Origin of the sequence: Sphingopyxis lindanitolerans, assembly GCF_002993885.1 — a bacterium.
Taxonomy (GTDB): Bacteria; Pseudomonadota; Alphaproteobacteria; order Sphingomonadales; family Sphingomonadaceae; genus Sphingopyxis; species Sphingopyxis lindanitolerans.
Genome location: NZ_CM009578.1, coordinates 1,976,992 through 1,991,082, shown reverse-complemented (window position 1 = coordinate 1,991,082; position 14,091 = coordinate 1,976,992). Strand labels below are relative to the sequence as shown.

16 protein-coding genes are annotated in these 14,091 nt (G+C 66.0%); 8 read left to right on the top strand and 8 right to left on the bottom strand.

Annotated elements, in window-relative coordinates; translation table 11 throughout:
* Positions 1-7: 7 nt before the first annotated feature.
* The 7 genes from lspA to purE all read right to left on the bottom strand — a co-directional run bounded on the left by lspA (position 8) and on the right by purE (position 8,273).
* Positions 8-544, bottom strand: a complete 537-nt coding sequence (gene lspA / locus CVO77_RS09565) for a signal peptidase II (RefSeq protein WP_105998842.1) — start codon at positions 542-544, stop codon at positions 8-10.
* Positions 541-3,564 (bottom strand): isoleucine--tRNA ligase, encoded by a 3,024-nt coding sequence (gene ileS, locus CVO77_RS09560; protein WP_105998841.1) that lies wholly within the window; start codon positions 3,562-3,564, stop codon positions 541-543. Before ileS ends, lspA begins: the two co-directional genes overlap by 4 nt.
* Positions 3,565-3,769: 205 nt before the next feature.
* Entirely contained in the window at positions 3,770-4,699 is a 930-nt protein-coding gene (locus CVO77_RS09555) for a bifunctional riboflavin kinase/FAD synthetase (protein ID WP_105998840.1), read from the bottom strand.
* A 118-nt stretch (positions 4,700-4,817) separates the two neighbouring features.
* Positions 4,818-6,002, bottom strand: coding sequence for a dipeptidase (locus CVO77_RS09550; RefSeq protein WP_105998839.1), 1,185 nt, complete (start codon positions 6,000-6,002; stop codon positions 4,818-4,820).
* Between the two features lie 190 nt (positions 6,003-6,192).
* Positions 6,193-6,687, bottom strand: a complete 495-nt coding sequence (locus tag CVO77_RS09545; RefSeq protein WP_105998838.1) for a dihydrofolate reductase — start codon at positions 6,685-6,687, stop codon at positions 6,193-6,195.
* Entirely contained in the window at positions 6,684-7,769 is a 1,086-nt protein-coding gene (locus CVO77_RS09540) for a 5-(carboxyamino)imidazole ribonucleotide synthase (RefSeq protein ID WP_105998837.1), read from the bottom strand. The genes CVO77_RS09545 and CVO77_RS09540 overlap by 4 nt, the downstream gene beginning before the upstream one ends.
* 6 nt (positions 7,770-7,775) lie before the next feature.
* The gene (purE, locus tag CVO77_RS09535; RefSeq protein ID WP_105998836.1) at positions 7,776-8,273 is read right to left on the bottom strand and encodes a 5-(carboxyamino)imidazole ribonucleotide mutase; all 498 of its coding nucleotides are present in this window, start codon (positions 8,271-8,273) and stop codon (positions 7,776-7,778) included.
* Between the two features lie 209 nt (positions 8,274-8,482).
* Between purE and CVO77_RS09530 the strand changes: the two genes are divergently transcribed.
* From CVO77_RS09530 to CVO77_RS09515, 4 genes are all read left to right on the top strand, one after another.
* Positions 8,483-9,133 carry a GGDEF domain-containing protein gene (locus tag CVO77_RS09530; RefSeq protein ID WP_105998835.1) on the top strand — a complete coding sequence of 217 codons (651 nt, stop codon included), beginning with the start codon at positions 8,483-8,485 and terminating at the stop codon, positions 9,131-9,133.
* A 64-nt stretch (positions 9,134-9,197) separates the two neighbouring features.
* Positions 9,198-9,527 (top strand): hypothetical protein, encoded by a 330-nt coding sequence (locus CVO77_RS09525; RefSeq protein WP_105998834.1) that lies wholly within the window; start codon positions 9,198-9,200, stop codon positions 9,525-9,527.
* Positions 9,528-9,559: 32 nt separating this feature from the next.
* Positions 9,560-10,120: a hypothetical protein gene (locus CVO77_RS09520; RefSeq protein ID WP_105998833.1), complete on the top strand. Its 561-nt coding sequence runs from the start codon at positions 9,560-9,562 to the stop codon at positions 10,118-10,120.
* A 116-nt stretch (positions 10,121-10,236) separates the two neighbouring features.
* Positions 10,237-10,695, top strand: a complete 459-nt coding sequence (locus CVO77_RS09515; RefSeq protein WP_105998832.1) for a Dps family protein — start codon at positions 10,237-10,239, stop codon at positions 10,693-10,695.
* A 227-nt stretch (positions 10,696-10,922) separates the two neighbouring features.
* Here the strand turns inward: CVO77_RS09515 and CVO77_RS21805 are convergent, their stop codons facing one another.
* Entirely contained in the window at positions 10,923-11,699 is a 777-nt protein-coding gene (locus tag CVO77_RS21805) for a cold-shock protein (RefSeq protein ID WP_105998831.1), read from the bottom strand.
* Between the two features lie 263 nt (positions 11,700-11,962).
* Here CVO77_RS21805 and CVO77_RS09505 point away from each other — a divergent pair, with 263 nt between their 5' ends.
* The 4 genes from CVO77_RS09505 to CVO77_RS21265 all read left to right on the top strand — a co-directional run bounded on the left by CVO77_RS09505 (position 11,963) and on the right by CVO77_RS21265 (position 14,073).
* Positions 11,963-12,580, top strand: coding sequence for a ribonuclease D (locus tag CVO77_RS09505; RefSeq protein ID WP_105998830.1), 618 nt, complete (start codon positions 11,963-11,965; stop codon positions 12,578-12,580).
* 21 nt (positions 12,581-12,601) lie between these two features.
* Positions 12,602-13,243 (top strand): LPS export ABC transporter periplasmic protein LptC, encoded by a 642-nt coding sequence (gene lptC, locus CVO77_RS09500; RefSeq protein WP_105998829.1) that lies wholly within the window; start codon positions 12,602-12,604, stop codon positions 13,241-13,243.
* A gap of 26 nt (positions 13,244-13,269) precedes the next feature.
* Entirely contained in the window at positions 13,270-13,815 is a 546-nt protein-coding gene (locus CVO77_RS09495; RefSeq protein WP_106000756.1) for an LptA/OstA family protein, read from the top strand.
* Positions 13,816-13,920: 105 nt separating this feature from the next.
* Entirely contained in the window at positions 13,921-14,073 is a 153-nt protein-coding gene (locus CVO77_RS21265) for a hypothetical protein (protein ID WP_158258030.1), read from the top strand.
* Positions 14,074-14,091: the final 18 nt, after the last annotated feature.

Sequence of the window (14,091 nt, the reverse complement as noted above, 5' to 3'; positions counted from 1 at the left end):
GCCCCGTTTAATCAGCAGCGGGCTTCTCGTCAGAGACAGCTGGCGCTTCGGGGGTCTTTTCGCCCAAGAGCAGCGCGCGCGCAACCAGCAAAACGACGCCGATCGTGATGCACGCATCGGCGACGTTGAAGATCATAAAGGGCTTGAAGGCGCCGATGTGCAGGTCGGCATAGTCGACGACATAGCCGAGCCGCACGCGATCGACGATATTGCCGAGCGCGCCACCAAGAATCAGCGCGAGCGCGATCACGTCGCCCTTCGCCTTTTCGCGCGTCATCCAGACGGCGACGCCGATCGCGACCGCCGCAGTCACTGCGACGAGCGTCCATCGCGTCGTGTCGTTGCATTTTGCGAACATCGACAGCGAGATGCCGCAATTCTCCGCCCAGGTCAGATTGAAGAAGGAGGTCAGTTCGATCGACCGGCCGGGCTGGGTCGCAACCGATAGCGGGACGGTGACGACCCACTTCGCGAGCTGGTCGAGGGCGAAGGCGACCGCCGCGACGAGAAGGCCGAAGCCGAGATGGGGCGAACGCTGGCTCATGCTGCGTCCAATACCGTCTCGCAGCGATTGCACAAGCTGCCGTCCTCGGCGACCTCGGGCAGGTGGCGCCAGCAGCGGCCGCATTTGTGGTTTTCAGTGCGCTTCACGTCCCAGTCGCCCTGATGGACGGTCGAGGTGATGAAAATTTCCTCGACATCGACGTCGCCGGACTCGTGGGGGAGCCACACTTCGGCTTCGAGGCTGGAACGGATGATCTTTTCGCGGCGCAGCGGTTCGATGCGTTCGGTGACGTGCGCGCGGGTTTCGCGGATTTGTGCCCATTTTTCGGCCATCGCCGTGTTCCCGCCAAGAGTGGGGAGCGCGGGGAGGCTGGGCCATTCGAGCAAATGCACGCTGCCCGCTTGCGGATAGCGCGTCCCCCACACTTCCTCGCTGGTAAACACCAGCACCGGCGCCGCATAGCGCACCAGCGCGTGGAACAGCACATCGAGGACGCTGCGATAGGCGCGGCGGGTGTCGGTGCCGAGCGGGACGGCGGGACCGAGGTCGCAGTAGAGGACGTCCTTGCGGATGTCGAAATAGAAGGCCGACAGATCCTCGTTGCAGAAATCGGCGAGCAGGCGGGTGTAACTATTATAGTCGAAATCATCGACCGCGCGGGCCAGCTTCGCGTCGAGGTCGGCGAGCAGGCTCAGCATATAGCGTTCAAGCTCGGGCATCGCGGCGACGTCGGTGACGCGCTCTTCCTCGGTGAAGCCGTCGAGCGCGCCGAGCAGATAGCGGAAGCTGTTGCGCAGCTTGCGATACTGGTCGGCGACCCCGGTCAGGATTTCCTTGCCGATACGGTGGTCCTCGGTGAAATCGACCGACAGCGCCCACAGGCGGAGGATGTCGGCGCCATAGTCGCGCATCAGGTCGATCGGGCTGATCGTGTTGCCGAGCGACTTCGACATTTTGAAACCCTTGGCGTCCATGGTGAAGCCGTGGGTGAGGACGGCCTTATAGGGCGCCTGTCCGCGCGTGCCGCACGATTCGAGCAGCGACGACTGGAACCAGCCGCGATGCTGGTCGCTGCCTTCGAGATAGAGGTCGGCGCTGTGGGTGCCGCCGTCGTGGCGGACGAGTGCGGGCCAGCGGCCGCTTTCGAGCACGAAGGCGTGGGTGCAGCCCGAATCGAACCAGACGTCGAGAATGTCGACGATGCGCTCGTAATCGGCGGCGTCATAGGCGGTGCCGAGATAGTCCTGCGCGCGCGCGTCGCTCCATGCGTCGACGCCGCCCTCGCGCACCGCCGCGACGATGCGGTCGTTGACGATCGGGTCGTTGAGATATTGCCCGGTCTTGCGGTCGACGAAGAGCGTGATCGGCACGCCCCAGGCGCGCTGGCGGCTCAGCACCCAGTCGGGGCGCCCCTCGACCATCGATCCGATGCGGTTGCGGCCCTTGGGCGGCACGAAGCGCGTGTCGTCGATCGCCTGCATCGCCGCCTGCCGCAGCGTTGGCGCGGCGCAAAGCACCTCATCGGCGGGGTTGATCGCGCCGCCTTCATTCTCCCAGCGCTTTTCGCTCGGCGTCTTGGGCGAGATATGGGTCATCACCCTGTCCATCGGCACGAACCATTGCGGGGTGCAGCGATAGATGACCTTCGCTTTCGAGCGCCAGCTATGCGGGTAGCTGTGCTTGTAGTCGGCGCTGGCGGCGAGCAGCGCGCCAGCTTCGCTGAGGTCCGAGCAGATCGGGCCGTCGGGGGCATTGAACTTGGGGTTGATGACGCTGCCCTGACCGCCGAGCCATGCCCAGTCGGCGCGATATTTGCCGTCGCCCTCGACCGCGAAGACGGGATCGATGCCGTTCGCCTTGCAGAGGTCGAAATCATCCTCGCCATGGTCGGGCGCCATATGGACGAGGCCCGTGCCGCTGTCGGTGGTGACGAAATCGCCCGCGAGGAAGGGGCGCGGGCGGGCGTAAAATTCCAGCGCGCGCTCCCAATCCTTGTCATTCCCGCGAAAGCGGGAACCCAGGGTGGGGTCAGCCGATGCGCGCTCTGGGTTCCCGCTTTCGCGGGAATGACGAAGGTGGTTGTAGATCGGGTGGCGGGCGACGGTGCCGGCGAGGTCGGAGCCGTGGTGGAAGCTGTCGATACCCCACGTGCCGATCAGTTCGGGGTTCTCTGTCCCTCTTACCGTAGCGTCGACACGGTGTTGAAATGCGTCGACCAGATCGGTTGCGACAAGGAAACGACCAAGAATCTTGCCGTCGTGGTTACGACAAACAGTCAATGCATAATCCACCTCTGGCCCATAGGCCAAAGCCTGGTTGACCGGGATCGTCCACGGCGTGGTCGTCCAGATCACCGCATGCGCGCCGACCAGTTCGGCGATCGGGCTTTCGACGATCTCGAACGCCACATCGATCTGCGTCGAGACGATATCCTCATATTCGATCTCGGCCTCGGCGAGCGCGGTCTTTTCGACCGGCGACCACATCACCGGCTTGGCGCCGCGATAGAGCATGTCGTTCGCGGCGAATTTGAGCAGTTCGCGGACGATCGTCGCCTCGGCCTCATAATCCATCGTGAGGTAGGGATGGTCCCAGTCGCCGCCGATGCCGAGGCGCTTCAGCTGCTCGCGCTGGGTATCGACCCAATGCTGCGCATAGGCGCGGCATTCGGCGCGGAATTCCTCGACCGGAACCTCGTCCTTGTTGAGCTTTTTCTTGCGATATTGCTCCTCGACCTTCCACTCGATCGGCAGGCCGTGGCAGTCCCAGCCGGGAACGTACGGCGCGTCCTTGCCCTTCAGCGTCTGGGTGCGGACGACCATGTCCTTGAGGATATGGTTGAGCGCATGGCCGATGTGCATGTCGCCATTGGCATAGGGCGGGCCGTCGTGGAGGATGAACTGGTCGCGGCCCTTGCGGGCCTCGCGAATCTGCCCCTCCAGATTGCCCTCGAGCCATTTGGCGAGAATCAGCGGTTCCTTCTGCGGCAGGCCGGCCTTCATCGGAAAGTCGGTCTTGGGCAGGAAGACGGTGTCGCGATAGTCTGGAGCATCGGTCATGGCCGGGCGCTTAGCGCAGTTTTGCGGCGGCGCAAAGGTTCACGCGGAGACGCGGAGACGCGGAGAGAAAAGATTCGCGCAGCGGCGCAGAGATCGCAGAGGAGGAGAGAAATAGGGCAGCAAAGCCGCCGATCCTTTTTCTTCTCCGCGTCTCCGCGCCTCCGCGTGAACCCAATTCTCTGCGATCGCAGCGCTTCGGCGCAAATTACATATATGCGAGCAGCGCCTTCGCCTGGTCGCAGTCCGCGGCGATCTGCGCCATCAGCGCGTCCATGCCGTCGAATTTCGCTTCCTCGCGGAGAAAGGCGTGGAAGGCGATGTCGATTTCCTGGCCGTAGAGGTCGCCCGAAAAATCGAAGAAATGCGGTTCGAGCAAGAGCTTGGGCGGGTCGAAGCTGGGGCGGATGCCGAGGTTAGCGGCGCCCTTTAATATGCGGCCATCGGGCAGGCGGCCGGTGACGGCGTAGATGCCGTAGCGCGGGCGCAGATATTGGCCCATGTCGAGGTTCGCGGTCGGGAAGCCGAGCAGGCGGCCGTTCTTGTCGCCGTGCTGGACGATATTGCGGACCGTGAACGGGCGGGTGAGGAGGCGCGTCGCGGTCGCGCAGTCGCCCGTGCGCAGCGCGTCGCGGATGCGGCTCGACGAGACGGTTTCTTCGGCGTCATCGACGGGGGCGACCATTTCGGTGAAGAAGCCGAGGCGGCGGGCCTGGTCGGCAAGCGTGACGACATTGCCGCCGCGCCCCTTGCCGAAGACGAAATCGGCGCCGGTGACGACCCCGGCGGCGCCGTAGCGACCCAGCAGCAATTCGGTGATGAAATCCTCGGCCGTGGTCGCCGCCAGCGTCGCGTCGAAGGGCAGGACGAGCATCGCGTCGGCGCCCGCCGCGGCGAACAATTCCTGCCTTTGGTCGAGCGTGGTCAGGCGGAAGGGCGGGACGTCGGGCTTGAAAAAGCGCACCGGATGCGGGTCGAAGGTCGCGACGATCGCGGCGCGCCCGTCATCCTTGGCATGATGCACCGCGCGGCCGACCACCGCCTGATGCCCGGCGTGGAAGCCATCGAAATTGCCGAGCGCGATCACGCCCTCGCGCAGCGCCCCTTCGATGCGGTCGTGGCCGTCGAGGCGGATCATATCCGCCCTCCCTTCCGTTCGTGCTGAGCTTGTCGAAGCACCGTTCTTTCCTTCAGCGCTGCCAAGGAAAAGAACGGCCCTTCGACAAGCTCAGGGCAAACGGATTTGGAGATCGGGCTCATGGGGCAGGCGGCGTCAGCGGGACCAGTCCCGCGCGCAGCACGCGGATCGCGTTGCCGCCCATCGCGGCGCGGATCTCGTCGTCGGTGAAGCCCGCCTCGATCAGCGCCTCGGTCACCTGCACCAGCTTCGATGTGTCGAAACGGACGGTGGTCGCGCCGTCATAGTCGCTGCCGAGCGCGACATATGGGATGCCGACGAGGTCGCGGACATGCTTCATCGCCCTGGCGACGCTGGCGGGCGAGGTGTCGCAGACCGCGGCGTCCCAATAGCCGATGCCGACCACGCCGCCGGTCGCGGCGACCCCGCGAATCTCGTCGTCGGTGAGGTTGCGGTTGACCTTGCACGTCGCCTGCACCCCGCCATGGCTGGAGACGACGGGGCGACGCGCCATCTTGAGGATGTCGGCGACGCAGGCGTGGCTGCAATGGGCGACGTCGACGATCATGCCTTTCGCTTCCATCCGCCGCACGACCTCGCGGCCGAGGGGGGTGAGGCCGCCCTTTTTCAGGCCGTGCATCGACCCCGCGAATTCATTGTCGAAAAAGTGCGTGATCCCCGCCATGCGGATGCCCGCGGCGTAGAGCTTGTCCAGATTGTCGATATTGCCTTCGAGATTGTGCAGCCCCTCGACGCTCATCATCGCGCCGACCGGCGGCGGCGTCTTCACTTGCCGTGCGGCGAGCAGCGCGTCGAGTTCGGCCGGGGTCGCGACCGCGATCAGCTTGCCCGCCGAGGCGGCGGCGGCGCGGTGCAATTTTTCGGCGTGCCAGAGCGAGCGTTCGAGCAGCGAATTCCATGTCCGCACCGGCTGAAGCTGGGCGATCGCCAGCATCGTGATATTGTCGGTATCGCCGCTGTTCGCGTCGTAATTCTGCCCCTTGGGCGACTTGGTGGTGCTGGAGAGGATTTGCAGCGCGACATTGCCGTCTTCGAGGCGCGGCAGGTCCATATGGCCGCGGGTGCCGCGATCGAGGAAATTGCGGCTCCACAACAGGCTGTCGCTGTGCAGGTCGACGATCGTCAGCGTCTTGTGCAGCGCCCTCGCGTGGTCGCTGACGGCCAGCAGCGGCTTGCCGTCGATCTTGTTGGTGCCGCGTTCGATCATCCCCGGCGCGAGGAGGAAGAAAGCGGCGGCTGCGACGAGCAGCAGCGCGAGGATAGCCATCAGCCAGCGACGCATATTCTTTCTCCGTTCCGGGTCTGTGGGCATTCAGCTTTTGGCAAAGCCATCATAGAGAAATCCTGTGTCCCCGCGAAGGCGGGGACCCATCTCCTGCCGGTTCCAAACAGCGCCGACCGGAGATGGACTCCCGCCTTCGCGGGAGCACACGGCTTATTCCCTAATTGTAAGGGATGAACCCCCACAGGACCTAGTCCGGCCTGCGGGTGAAGGTGACGAAGCTGTAGGCCGGGCGGCCGTCGCTTGCGGCATGATCCTCGCGCGCGATCTCCTGCCAGTCGTTGGCATCGGGATAGGCGATCGTCGCGTCGCCCGCGGGCTCCAGCGCGACCTCGGTCAATTCGATGCGGTCGGCCATGGGCAGGAAGAGGCTGTGGATTTCGGCGCCGCCGATCACCATCACCTGCGGCGCGTTGGCGCGTTTGAGGGCTTCGTCGACGCTCGGCGCGGGCTCGGCGCCCTCCTCGTGCCAGTCGGGGTCGCGGGTCAGCACGATGTGGCGGCGACCGGCAAGGATCGCGGGCAGGCTGTCGAAGGTCTTGCGCCCCATGATCATCGGGCGCCCCATGGTGAGCTGTTTGAAGCGGCGGAGGTCGGCGGGAAGGTGCCACGGCATCCGGCCGTCGGCGCCGATCACGCCATTGGCGGCGCGCGCGAGGATCAGGGTGATTTCGGGGCGGTTCATGCGGGAGGGGGTCCGGCCGCGAAACCCACCCATGTCGCGTGGCCGAGTTTCCGGCCTTCGCGCACCTCGGTCTTGCTATAATGGTGGACGTGGCAGTTTTCGTCGGCGAGCAGGTCGGGGACCTCCGCGATCTGGTCGCCGATCAGATTGCGCATCACGACCGGCAGCGGACCGCAGGCAGTGCTGCCGAGCGGCAGGCCGGCGATGGCGCGGATGTGATTTTCGAACTGGCTCGTGACCGCACCCTCGATCGTCCAGTGGCCGCTGTTGTGGACGCGCGGCGCCATTTCGTTGAACACCGGCCCGGCGTCGGTGGCGAAAAATTCGCCGGTGAGCACCCCGACATAGTCGAGCGCATCGGCGACCTTTGCCATCATCGCGCGCGCTTCGTCCTGCTGACCCAGGATGATGGACGGCGGCGGCAGGCTGGCGGTGGCGAGGATGCCGTTCTCGTGGACGTTGACCGATGAATCCCAGAAGCGGACCTCGCCGTCGATGCCGCGGACGAGGATCACCGAAAATTCATGCGCGAAAGCGACGAAGCCTTCGAGGATCGCCGCGTGGCGGCCGATCGCGTCCCACGCGGCATCGGCGTCATCGGCGCTCGCGAGGCGCGCCTGTCCCTTGCCGTCATAGCCCAGGCGCACGGTCTTGAGAATCGCGGGTGCGCCGATGGCGGCGAGCGCGCTATCGAGCGCGGCGCGGTCGGGGACGGCGGCGAAGGGGGCGGTGCGGCCGCCGAGGTCGGCGACGAAAGCCTTTTCGGCGAGGCGGTCCTGCGCGATTTCGAGCGCGCGCACGCCGGGGTGCACCGCGACATGGCCCGACAGGAAGCGGACGGTATCGACGGGGACATTCTCGAACTCGAAGGTGACGATGTCGCAGGCGGCGGCGAAGGCGGCAAGGCGCGGTTCGTCGTCCCACGCGGCCTGGCTGTGGTGCGCGGTGACTTCGGCCGCGACGCTTTCGGCATCGGGGGCATAGATGTGAACCTTGTAGCCGAGCTGCGCGGCTGCGAGGCCAAGCATCCGGCCGAGCTGGCCGCCGCCCAATATGCCGATCGTCGAACCCGGGGAGAGCACCGGCGTTCAGCCCTCGCGAACGGGGGTGGGAGCGACGCCGTCGGTTTGGGCCGCGCGCCAATCGTCGAGCCGCTGCGCCAGATCGGGGTCGGTATTGGCGAGCAGCGCGGCGGCGAACAGGCCGGCATTGGTCGCCCCCGCCTTGCCGATCGCGAAGGTCGCCACCGGGACGCCGCCGGGCATCTGGACGATCGAATAGAGGCTGTCGACGCCGCTGAGCGCCGCCGATTGCACGGGGACGCCGAGCACCGGAACGCGCGTCATCGATGCGACCATGCCGGGCAGGTGTGCGGCGCCGCCGGCGCCCGCGATGATCGCCTTGAGTCCCCGATCCGCCGCGCCCTTCGCATAGGCGATCAGCCGGCCGGGGGTGCGGTGCGCCGAGACGATCCGCACGTCGTGCGCGATCCCGAACTCCTCGAGGATATGGACCGCATGCGCCATGGTCGGCCAGTCCGACTGGCTGCCCATGATCACGCCCACCTGCGGGGCCGCATCGTCCATCCGTCACCCTCCTGTCCCGGCCGTCGATTGATGAATCGCCGCCGCCCTCCCCCTAGCCGCTGTCCCGCAGCGGGGCAACGTCCGCGCGCGGCACCGCATTTCGGGGCGCGCGTTTACCGATTGGTATCCAGTCGGGACTAACAGATGCAGACAGATAGAGCCGTCGGCAATCCGGCCGGTGGGGAACAGCGTGCGTTCGGGGACTGGGAATGGATATCGCAGGGGGGGCACGGTTAGCGGTCGATCGGGCCGGCTTTGTATCCGTCGACTCCATCGAGGACCAACTGCGCGAATTGCGCCGCGAACGCGACGGACTGCGCCGCGAAAACCGCATCCTGAAGATCGCGGTCGCCGAGCTTGAGCGCGTGTCCGAGCGCGATACGCTGACTCCGCTGTTCAACCGCCGCTATTTCCTGACCGCGATCCACCAGCGGCTCGCGCGCTTCGAACGCCACGCCGAAACCGCCGCGGTCGTTTTTGTCGACGTCAACCAGCTCAAATATATCAACGACAGCTTCGGTCACGCCGCGGGCGACTTTGCGCTGATGGAAATCGCCAAGCGTCTGGGCGAATCGATTCGCGCGAGCGATGTCGCGGCGCGGATCGGCGGCGACGAATTCGGGCTGATCCTCGACCAGTCGAGCGAGGAGGGCGCGCGCGTCCAGGTCAACCGGCTGCGCCACATGCTGAGCGCGACGCCGGCTAGCTATGACGGACACGACATCGCGCTGTCGGCCTGTTTCGGGGTCGCGATGCTGTGCGCCGGGGCAACCGAGTCCGAGATATTGGCGACCGCCGACCGCGACATGTATCGCTGCAAGCAGGCGCAGGACGCCGATTCGCCCGCGCGGCACCGCTAAACCACCGCTAACCACCGCTTAACCATATGCGCGCATCTTCTCCTGTGGGGACAGGGGGTGAATCATGGCTATCCAGACCGATCCTTTTCAGGACATTCAAAGCCGCATCAGCGGGCAGATCGGGGCGCTCGCCGAGGCGCTGCCGCATTGTGCGCTCGGGCAGATCGTGCAGGGCATCGACGACATTCGCTGCCTGGCGCGCGACCATGGCTTCGGCGCGGTCGAGACGCTGGCGAGCCGGCTCGAATCGGCGGTCGCGGGCGGCGGCTATCGCGCGGCGATCCTGACCTATCTCGACGCGATGAGCGACGCGGTCGCCGCGCCGCGCGGACCGCTGCCCAGCGGCGCGCAGGAAGCGTGGCTTGCGTCGGTCGCGATGCGACTCGGGCATTGACGCCGCGGCGCTGACGTCGCACGCCGTCTTTCATGGATGCGATCATGCTCGCGCTCGTCGCGGTGGCTTTGGCCAATGCCGACGGACGCACGGGGCTTTTCCTTTCTGATCTGCTGAACGTGCGGCCGGACCGCCGGACCATCGTCGTCGTGGTTTTCGGCGCCTTCCTGATCCACGCGCTGGTCGCCGCCTTCGCGGGGGCCTTTGCCAATCGGATGATCGGGCAGGGCGTCGCCCAGCTGCTCGTCGCGGGCGCCGTGCTGTCGGCGGCGGCCGCGCTGCTGTGGCGCGGAAGCCCGCTCGCCGACGCGGGGGCCAAGGATGCGCGGCCGGTGATGCTGGCGGGGCGGATGCTCGCGCTTCAGTTCGGCGACCGCAGTCATTTCCTGATCGGCGCGCTGGCGGCGACGAGCGGCGCCGGGCTGTGGGCCGCGGCGGGGGGCATGATCGGCTGGATGCTGGCGATGCTGCCCTTTCTGGCCTTTGGTCCGGCGATCGCCGACCGGCGCGCGGCGCGCGCGATTCGCTGGGGAAGCGCGGCGATTCTGGCGCTGTGGGGTGTTCGGACCGCGATGGGGGCCTTTGGCCTGTAAAATCGATTGATGGGATAGGTTTCATCGCTTTTATCGATGACAGCGATCCAATAGCTCCATGGGCCTTTCCGGCCGATTTGCCCTATATAGGGGGTTGAAAAAGAAAGGATTCTCCCATGCCCAATACCAAGAACCAGCCCGCCGTCGCCGATGCGCTCAACGCGCTGCTCGCCGACAGCTTCGCGCTGTATCTCAAGACCAAAAATTATCACTGGCATGTGCAGGGGCCGCGCTTTCGCGACCTGCACCTGCTGTTCGACGAGCAGGCGGCGCAGATTCTCGCGACGACCGACCTGATCGCCGAGCGCGTGCGCAAGAATGGCGCGGCGACGCTGCGTTCGATCGGCGACGTGTCGCGGCGCCAGTCGATCAAGGACGACGATGCGGCCTCGGTCGAGGCCGACGCGATGATCGGGGCGCTCGCCGCGGACAACCGGACGCTGCTCGACCAGCTCAAGGAAACCAAGGCCGCGGCCGAAGCGGACGGCGATATCGCGACGAGCGGGCTGGTCGACGGCTGGGTTGACGAGACGCAGCAGCGCATCTGGTTCCTGGAGGCGACTTTGGGATATTAGGGTCGGCTTCCGCTCGAAAATGGCCGATCATCGCCGTCGCGCGGCCAAACAAGAGGCGATTATGGAGCTTGCAAACACACGCTCGCCACCCTCGTCATGCTGAACGTATTCAGGGTGACGGAGAATGAAGGAGATCGGCCGACAGCCGATGGGTTTGCAAACGACATAATCGCCAAACAAAAAGGGCGCCCGAGGGCGCCCTTTTCATTTTCAGCGCAAGGCTTCGCTTATGCTTCGGGCTGCAGGTTCACCGCGGCGAACTTGCCGCGATCGTCGACCTCGATATCGAAAGCGACGCGGTCGCCCTCGTTGAGGCCGGCCATGCCGGCACGCTGCACCGCGCTGATGTGGACGAAGGCATCGGCCTGTCCGTCGTCGCGCGCGATGAAGCCGAAGCCCTTCGTCGTGTTGAAGAATTTCACCGTGCCCGAGGTGCGTTCGCCGGTCAGCTGGCGCCGACCGCGGGCGCCGCCGGGCGCCGGACGATCCCCGCCGGCGCGATCATCGCGGCGCGGCGCGAAATCCTCGACCGGCATCGGTTCGCCTTCGATCTTGAGATCGATCGCCGATACCTTGCCGTTGCGTTCGACGAGCGTGAAGCCGAGCGGCTGGCCCGAGGCGAGACCCTGGAGGCCCGCCTGCTCGACCGCGCTGATGTGGACGAAGACGTCTTCGCCGCCATCGTCGCGCGCGACGAAGCCGAAACCCTTTGACGGGTTGAAGAATTTCACGGTGCCATTGCCTTCGCCGACGACCTGCGCCGGCATGCCGCCGCCGCGTCCGCCGCCGAAGCCGCCACGGTCGCCGCCGCCGAAACCACCGCCGCCGCCACCGCTGCGATCGCCGCCGCCGAAGCCGCCGCCACGGTCGCCGAAGCCGCCGCCACGATTGCCGCCACCATAGCTGTCGCCGCCATAGGGTGCGGGTTCAAAGCTGTCGAAATTGCCGAAATCATCGCGCTTGCCGCGTCCCCGCGGGCCGCGGCGATCCTTGTTGAAACTCATAGTCTGATAGTCGCTTTCGGTTCGTCCGCACCCCATTTACCCGACTCCTTGCGCCGGACGGGGACGCAACTCGCCACGGGCACGGACTCGCCCCGTGCCACAAACAGAGCAAGATATAGCCTAATTATCCACAGCCTGCGAACAGAAAATTTCAGGGAGGTGATGCAGAATTTTGCACGCTTTACCGTGGCGACGGGCCTGTCGTGCGGGCTTCGCGAATCCAGTCATTGAGCGGCAAGGCCGCTTCGCCTAAGGCGGAGAATATGAGCATATATTTCCACGAAGAAGATCTGCCCGAGGGCGCGCTGGGGCCGGGCGCGGTTGCGGTGGACACCGAGACCATGGGTCTGAACCCGCTGCGCGACCGATTGTGCGTCGTCCAGATCAGCGACGGGTCGGGCGACGAGCATCTCGTCCGCTTCAAGCCCGGCAGCGCCTATGACGCACCGGTGCTGAAGGCGATATTCACTGACCCCAACCGGTTGAAAATATTTCATTTCGGTCGCTTCGACATCGCCTCGATCCAGCATGCGCTGGGGGTGGTGACGGCGCCCGTCTATTGCACCAAGATCGCCTCGAAGCTGGTGCGCACCTATACCGACCGGCACGGCCTCAAGGAACTGGTGCGCGAGCTGCTCGGCCAGGATGTGTCGAAACAGCAGCAGTCGAGCGACTGGGGCGCGGCCGACCTTTCGGACGCGCAGCGCGACTATGCGGCGAGCGACGTGCGCTTCCTCCACGCGATGAAGGAGGTGCTCGACGCGCGGCTGGCGCGCGAGGGGCGCACCGGATTGGCGCAAGCCTGCTTCGACTTCCTGCCGACCCGCGCGGCGCTCGACCTCGCGGGCTGGCCCGAAACCGATATTTTCGCGCACACGTAAAAGCGATTCGCAGAAAAGATCATGTCCGAACGCGCCGACCATGACCGCACGATGCGCCGCCTGTGGGCCGCGAAAGGGTCGAGCCACGACCGCGTCGTGCGCATCCTGCGCTATGGCCTGCCGCTCGTCATCGGGGTGATCGCGGCGGTCCTCGTCTTTTCGCCCTTCACCCAGCGCACCGAAATCAGCTTCCTGCTCGCCAAGGACAAGGTCGACATGGCGAGCGAGCGGATGAAGGTGACGCGCGCCGAATATCGCGGCCAGGATTCGAAGGGCCAGCCCTTTGCCCTGCTCGCGGGGAGCGCGGTGCAGAAGAGTTCGGCCGAACCGATCGTGCGCATGCAGGATCTGTCGGGGGCGATTCGCCTGCAGGACGGTCCGGCGACGATCGCCGCCGCGGCGGGACAATATAATATGGACACCGAAAAAGTGACGGTGCCCGGCACGGTCAAGGTGCGCAGCGCCGACGGCTATGCGATCGATGCGAGCAATGTCGCGATCGACCTTAAAGGACGCAGCCTTGCGGGCACCGGCGGTGTCGACGGCACATTGAATATCGGCCAATTTTCGGCCAATCAGCTTTCGGCCGATCTCGACAGCCGTATCGTGCGCCTGTCGGGCAATGCCAAGCTGCGGATCAACCAGGGAGCGCTGAAGAAATGAAGGGGCTTTCGACGATGAAGAGCGCCATGATCGCGGGCGCGGGCTTCGCGCTCACCAGCCTGGCGATTCTCGCGACCGGCGGCGGCGCCCCGGCGCAGGCGCAGGCGCTCGCCAACCACAACAGCAATGCCCCGGTCGATTTCGACGCCGGCAGCATCGAGGTGCAGGACCGCGCCGACCGCGTCGTGCTGTCGGGCGGCGTCACGGTGACGCAGGCGGGCCTGACGGTGCGCGCGCCGCGGATGACCGTCGCCTATACGCGATCGGGCGGCACCGACGTCAACCGGCTCGATGCGACCGGCGGGGTGACCGTGAACAAGGGCGACGAGACCGCGAAGGGCAATGTCGCCATCTATGACCTCGACAAGCGCCTGATCACGATGGTCGGCAATGTCCAGTTGCAGCAGGGCGGCAATCACCTGACCGGCGGGCGGTTGGTGATCGACCTCAACAGCGGCCGCGCGACGGTCGACGGGCGCGGCGCGGCGCGCGGACCCGACGGCAATCCGATCACCGGTGGGACCAACGGGCGCGTCACCGGAACCTTCTCGGTTCCGCAAAGGACGCAGTAACCTTACGCCTTAACCTTTGGGTAAGCGCCCGCGCGCGAAGAACGGCGCGGGGGCCAGAGTCATTGCGGTGCCGGGGGGCGGCCGCGTCAGCAAGGCGTGCCCCCGATGCGATATTCCCCTTTGCTTCCCGTCCGTCGCCCGACGTTCGGTCGCCGCAAGCCCGTCGAAGAGATAATCGAACCCGCCGAGCCGACGAGCGAGGAGCGGCGGTTGATCGACCGCATCATCCGCCATGCGGGGCCGCGCGGCGGGCGTTAGAACAGCGGCATCGGCCCA

Excerpts from the sequence above, each read along its gene's own strand:
- lspA (WP_105998842.1), bottom strand. The coding sequence starts at position 544 with ATGAGCCAGCGTTCGCCCCATCTCGGCTTCGGCCTTCTCGTCGCGGCG.
- ileS (WP_105998841.1), bottom strand. The coding sequence starts at position 3,564 with ATGACCGATGCTCCAGACTATCGCGACACCGTCTTCCTGCCCAAGACC.
- CVO77_RS09555 (WP_105998840.1), bottom strand. The coding sequence starts at position 4,699 with ATGATCCGCCTCGACGGCCACGACCGCATCGAAGGGGCGCTGCGCGAG.
- CVO77_RS09550 (WP_105998839.1), bottom strand. The coding sequence starts at position 6,002 with ATGCGTCGCTGGCTGATGGCTATCCTCGCGCTGCTGCTCGTCGCAGCC.
- CVO77_RS09545 (WP_105998838.1), bottom strand. The coding sequence starts at position 6,687 with ATGAACCGCCCCGAAATCACCCTGATCCTCGCGCGCGCCGCCAATGGC.
- purE (WP_105998836.1), bottom strand. The coding sequence starts at position 8,273 with ATGGACGATGCGGCCCCGCAGGTGGGCGTGATCATGGGCAGCCAGTCG.
- CVO77_RS09530 (WP_105998835.1), top strand. The coding sequence starts at position 8,483 with ATGGATATCGCAGGGGGGGCACGGTTAGCGGTCGATCGGGCCGGCTTT.
- CVO77_RS09525 (WP_105998834.1), top strand. The coding sequence starts at position 9,198 with ATGGCTATCCAGACCGATCCTTTTCAGGACATTCAAAGCCGCATCAGC.
- CVO77_RS09520 (WP_105998833.1), top strand. The coding sequence starts at position 9,560 with ATGGATGCGATCATGCTCGCGCTCGTCGCGGTGGCTTTGGCCAATGCC.
- CVO77_RS09515 (WP_105998832.1), top strand. The coding sequence starts at position 10,237 with ATGCCCAATACCAAGAACCAGCCCGCCGTCGCCGATGCGCTCAACGCG.
- CVO77_RS21805 (WP_105998831.1), bottom strand. The coding sequence starts at position 11,699 with ATGAGTTTCAACAAGGATCGCCGCGGCCCGCGGGGACGCGGCAAGCGC.
- CVO77_RS09505 (WP_105998830.1), top strand. The coding sequence starts at position 11,963 with ATGAGCATATATTTCCACGAAGAAGATCTGCCCGAGGGCGCGCTGGGG.
- lptC (WP_105998829.1), top strand. The coding sequence starts at position 12,602 with ATGTCCGAACGCGCCGACCATGACCGCACGATGCGCCGCCTGTGGGCC.
- CVO77_RS09495 (WP_106000756.1), top strand. The coding sequence starts at position 13,270 with ATGATCGCGGGCGCGGGCTTCGCGCTCACCAGCCTGGCGATTCTCGCG.
- CVO77_RS21265 (WP_158258030.1), top strand. The coding sequence starts at position 13,921 with ATGCGATATTCCCCTTTGCTTCCCGTCCGTCGCCCGACGTTCGGTCGC.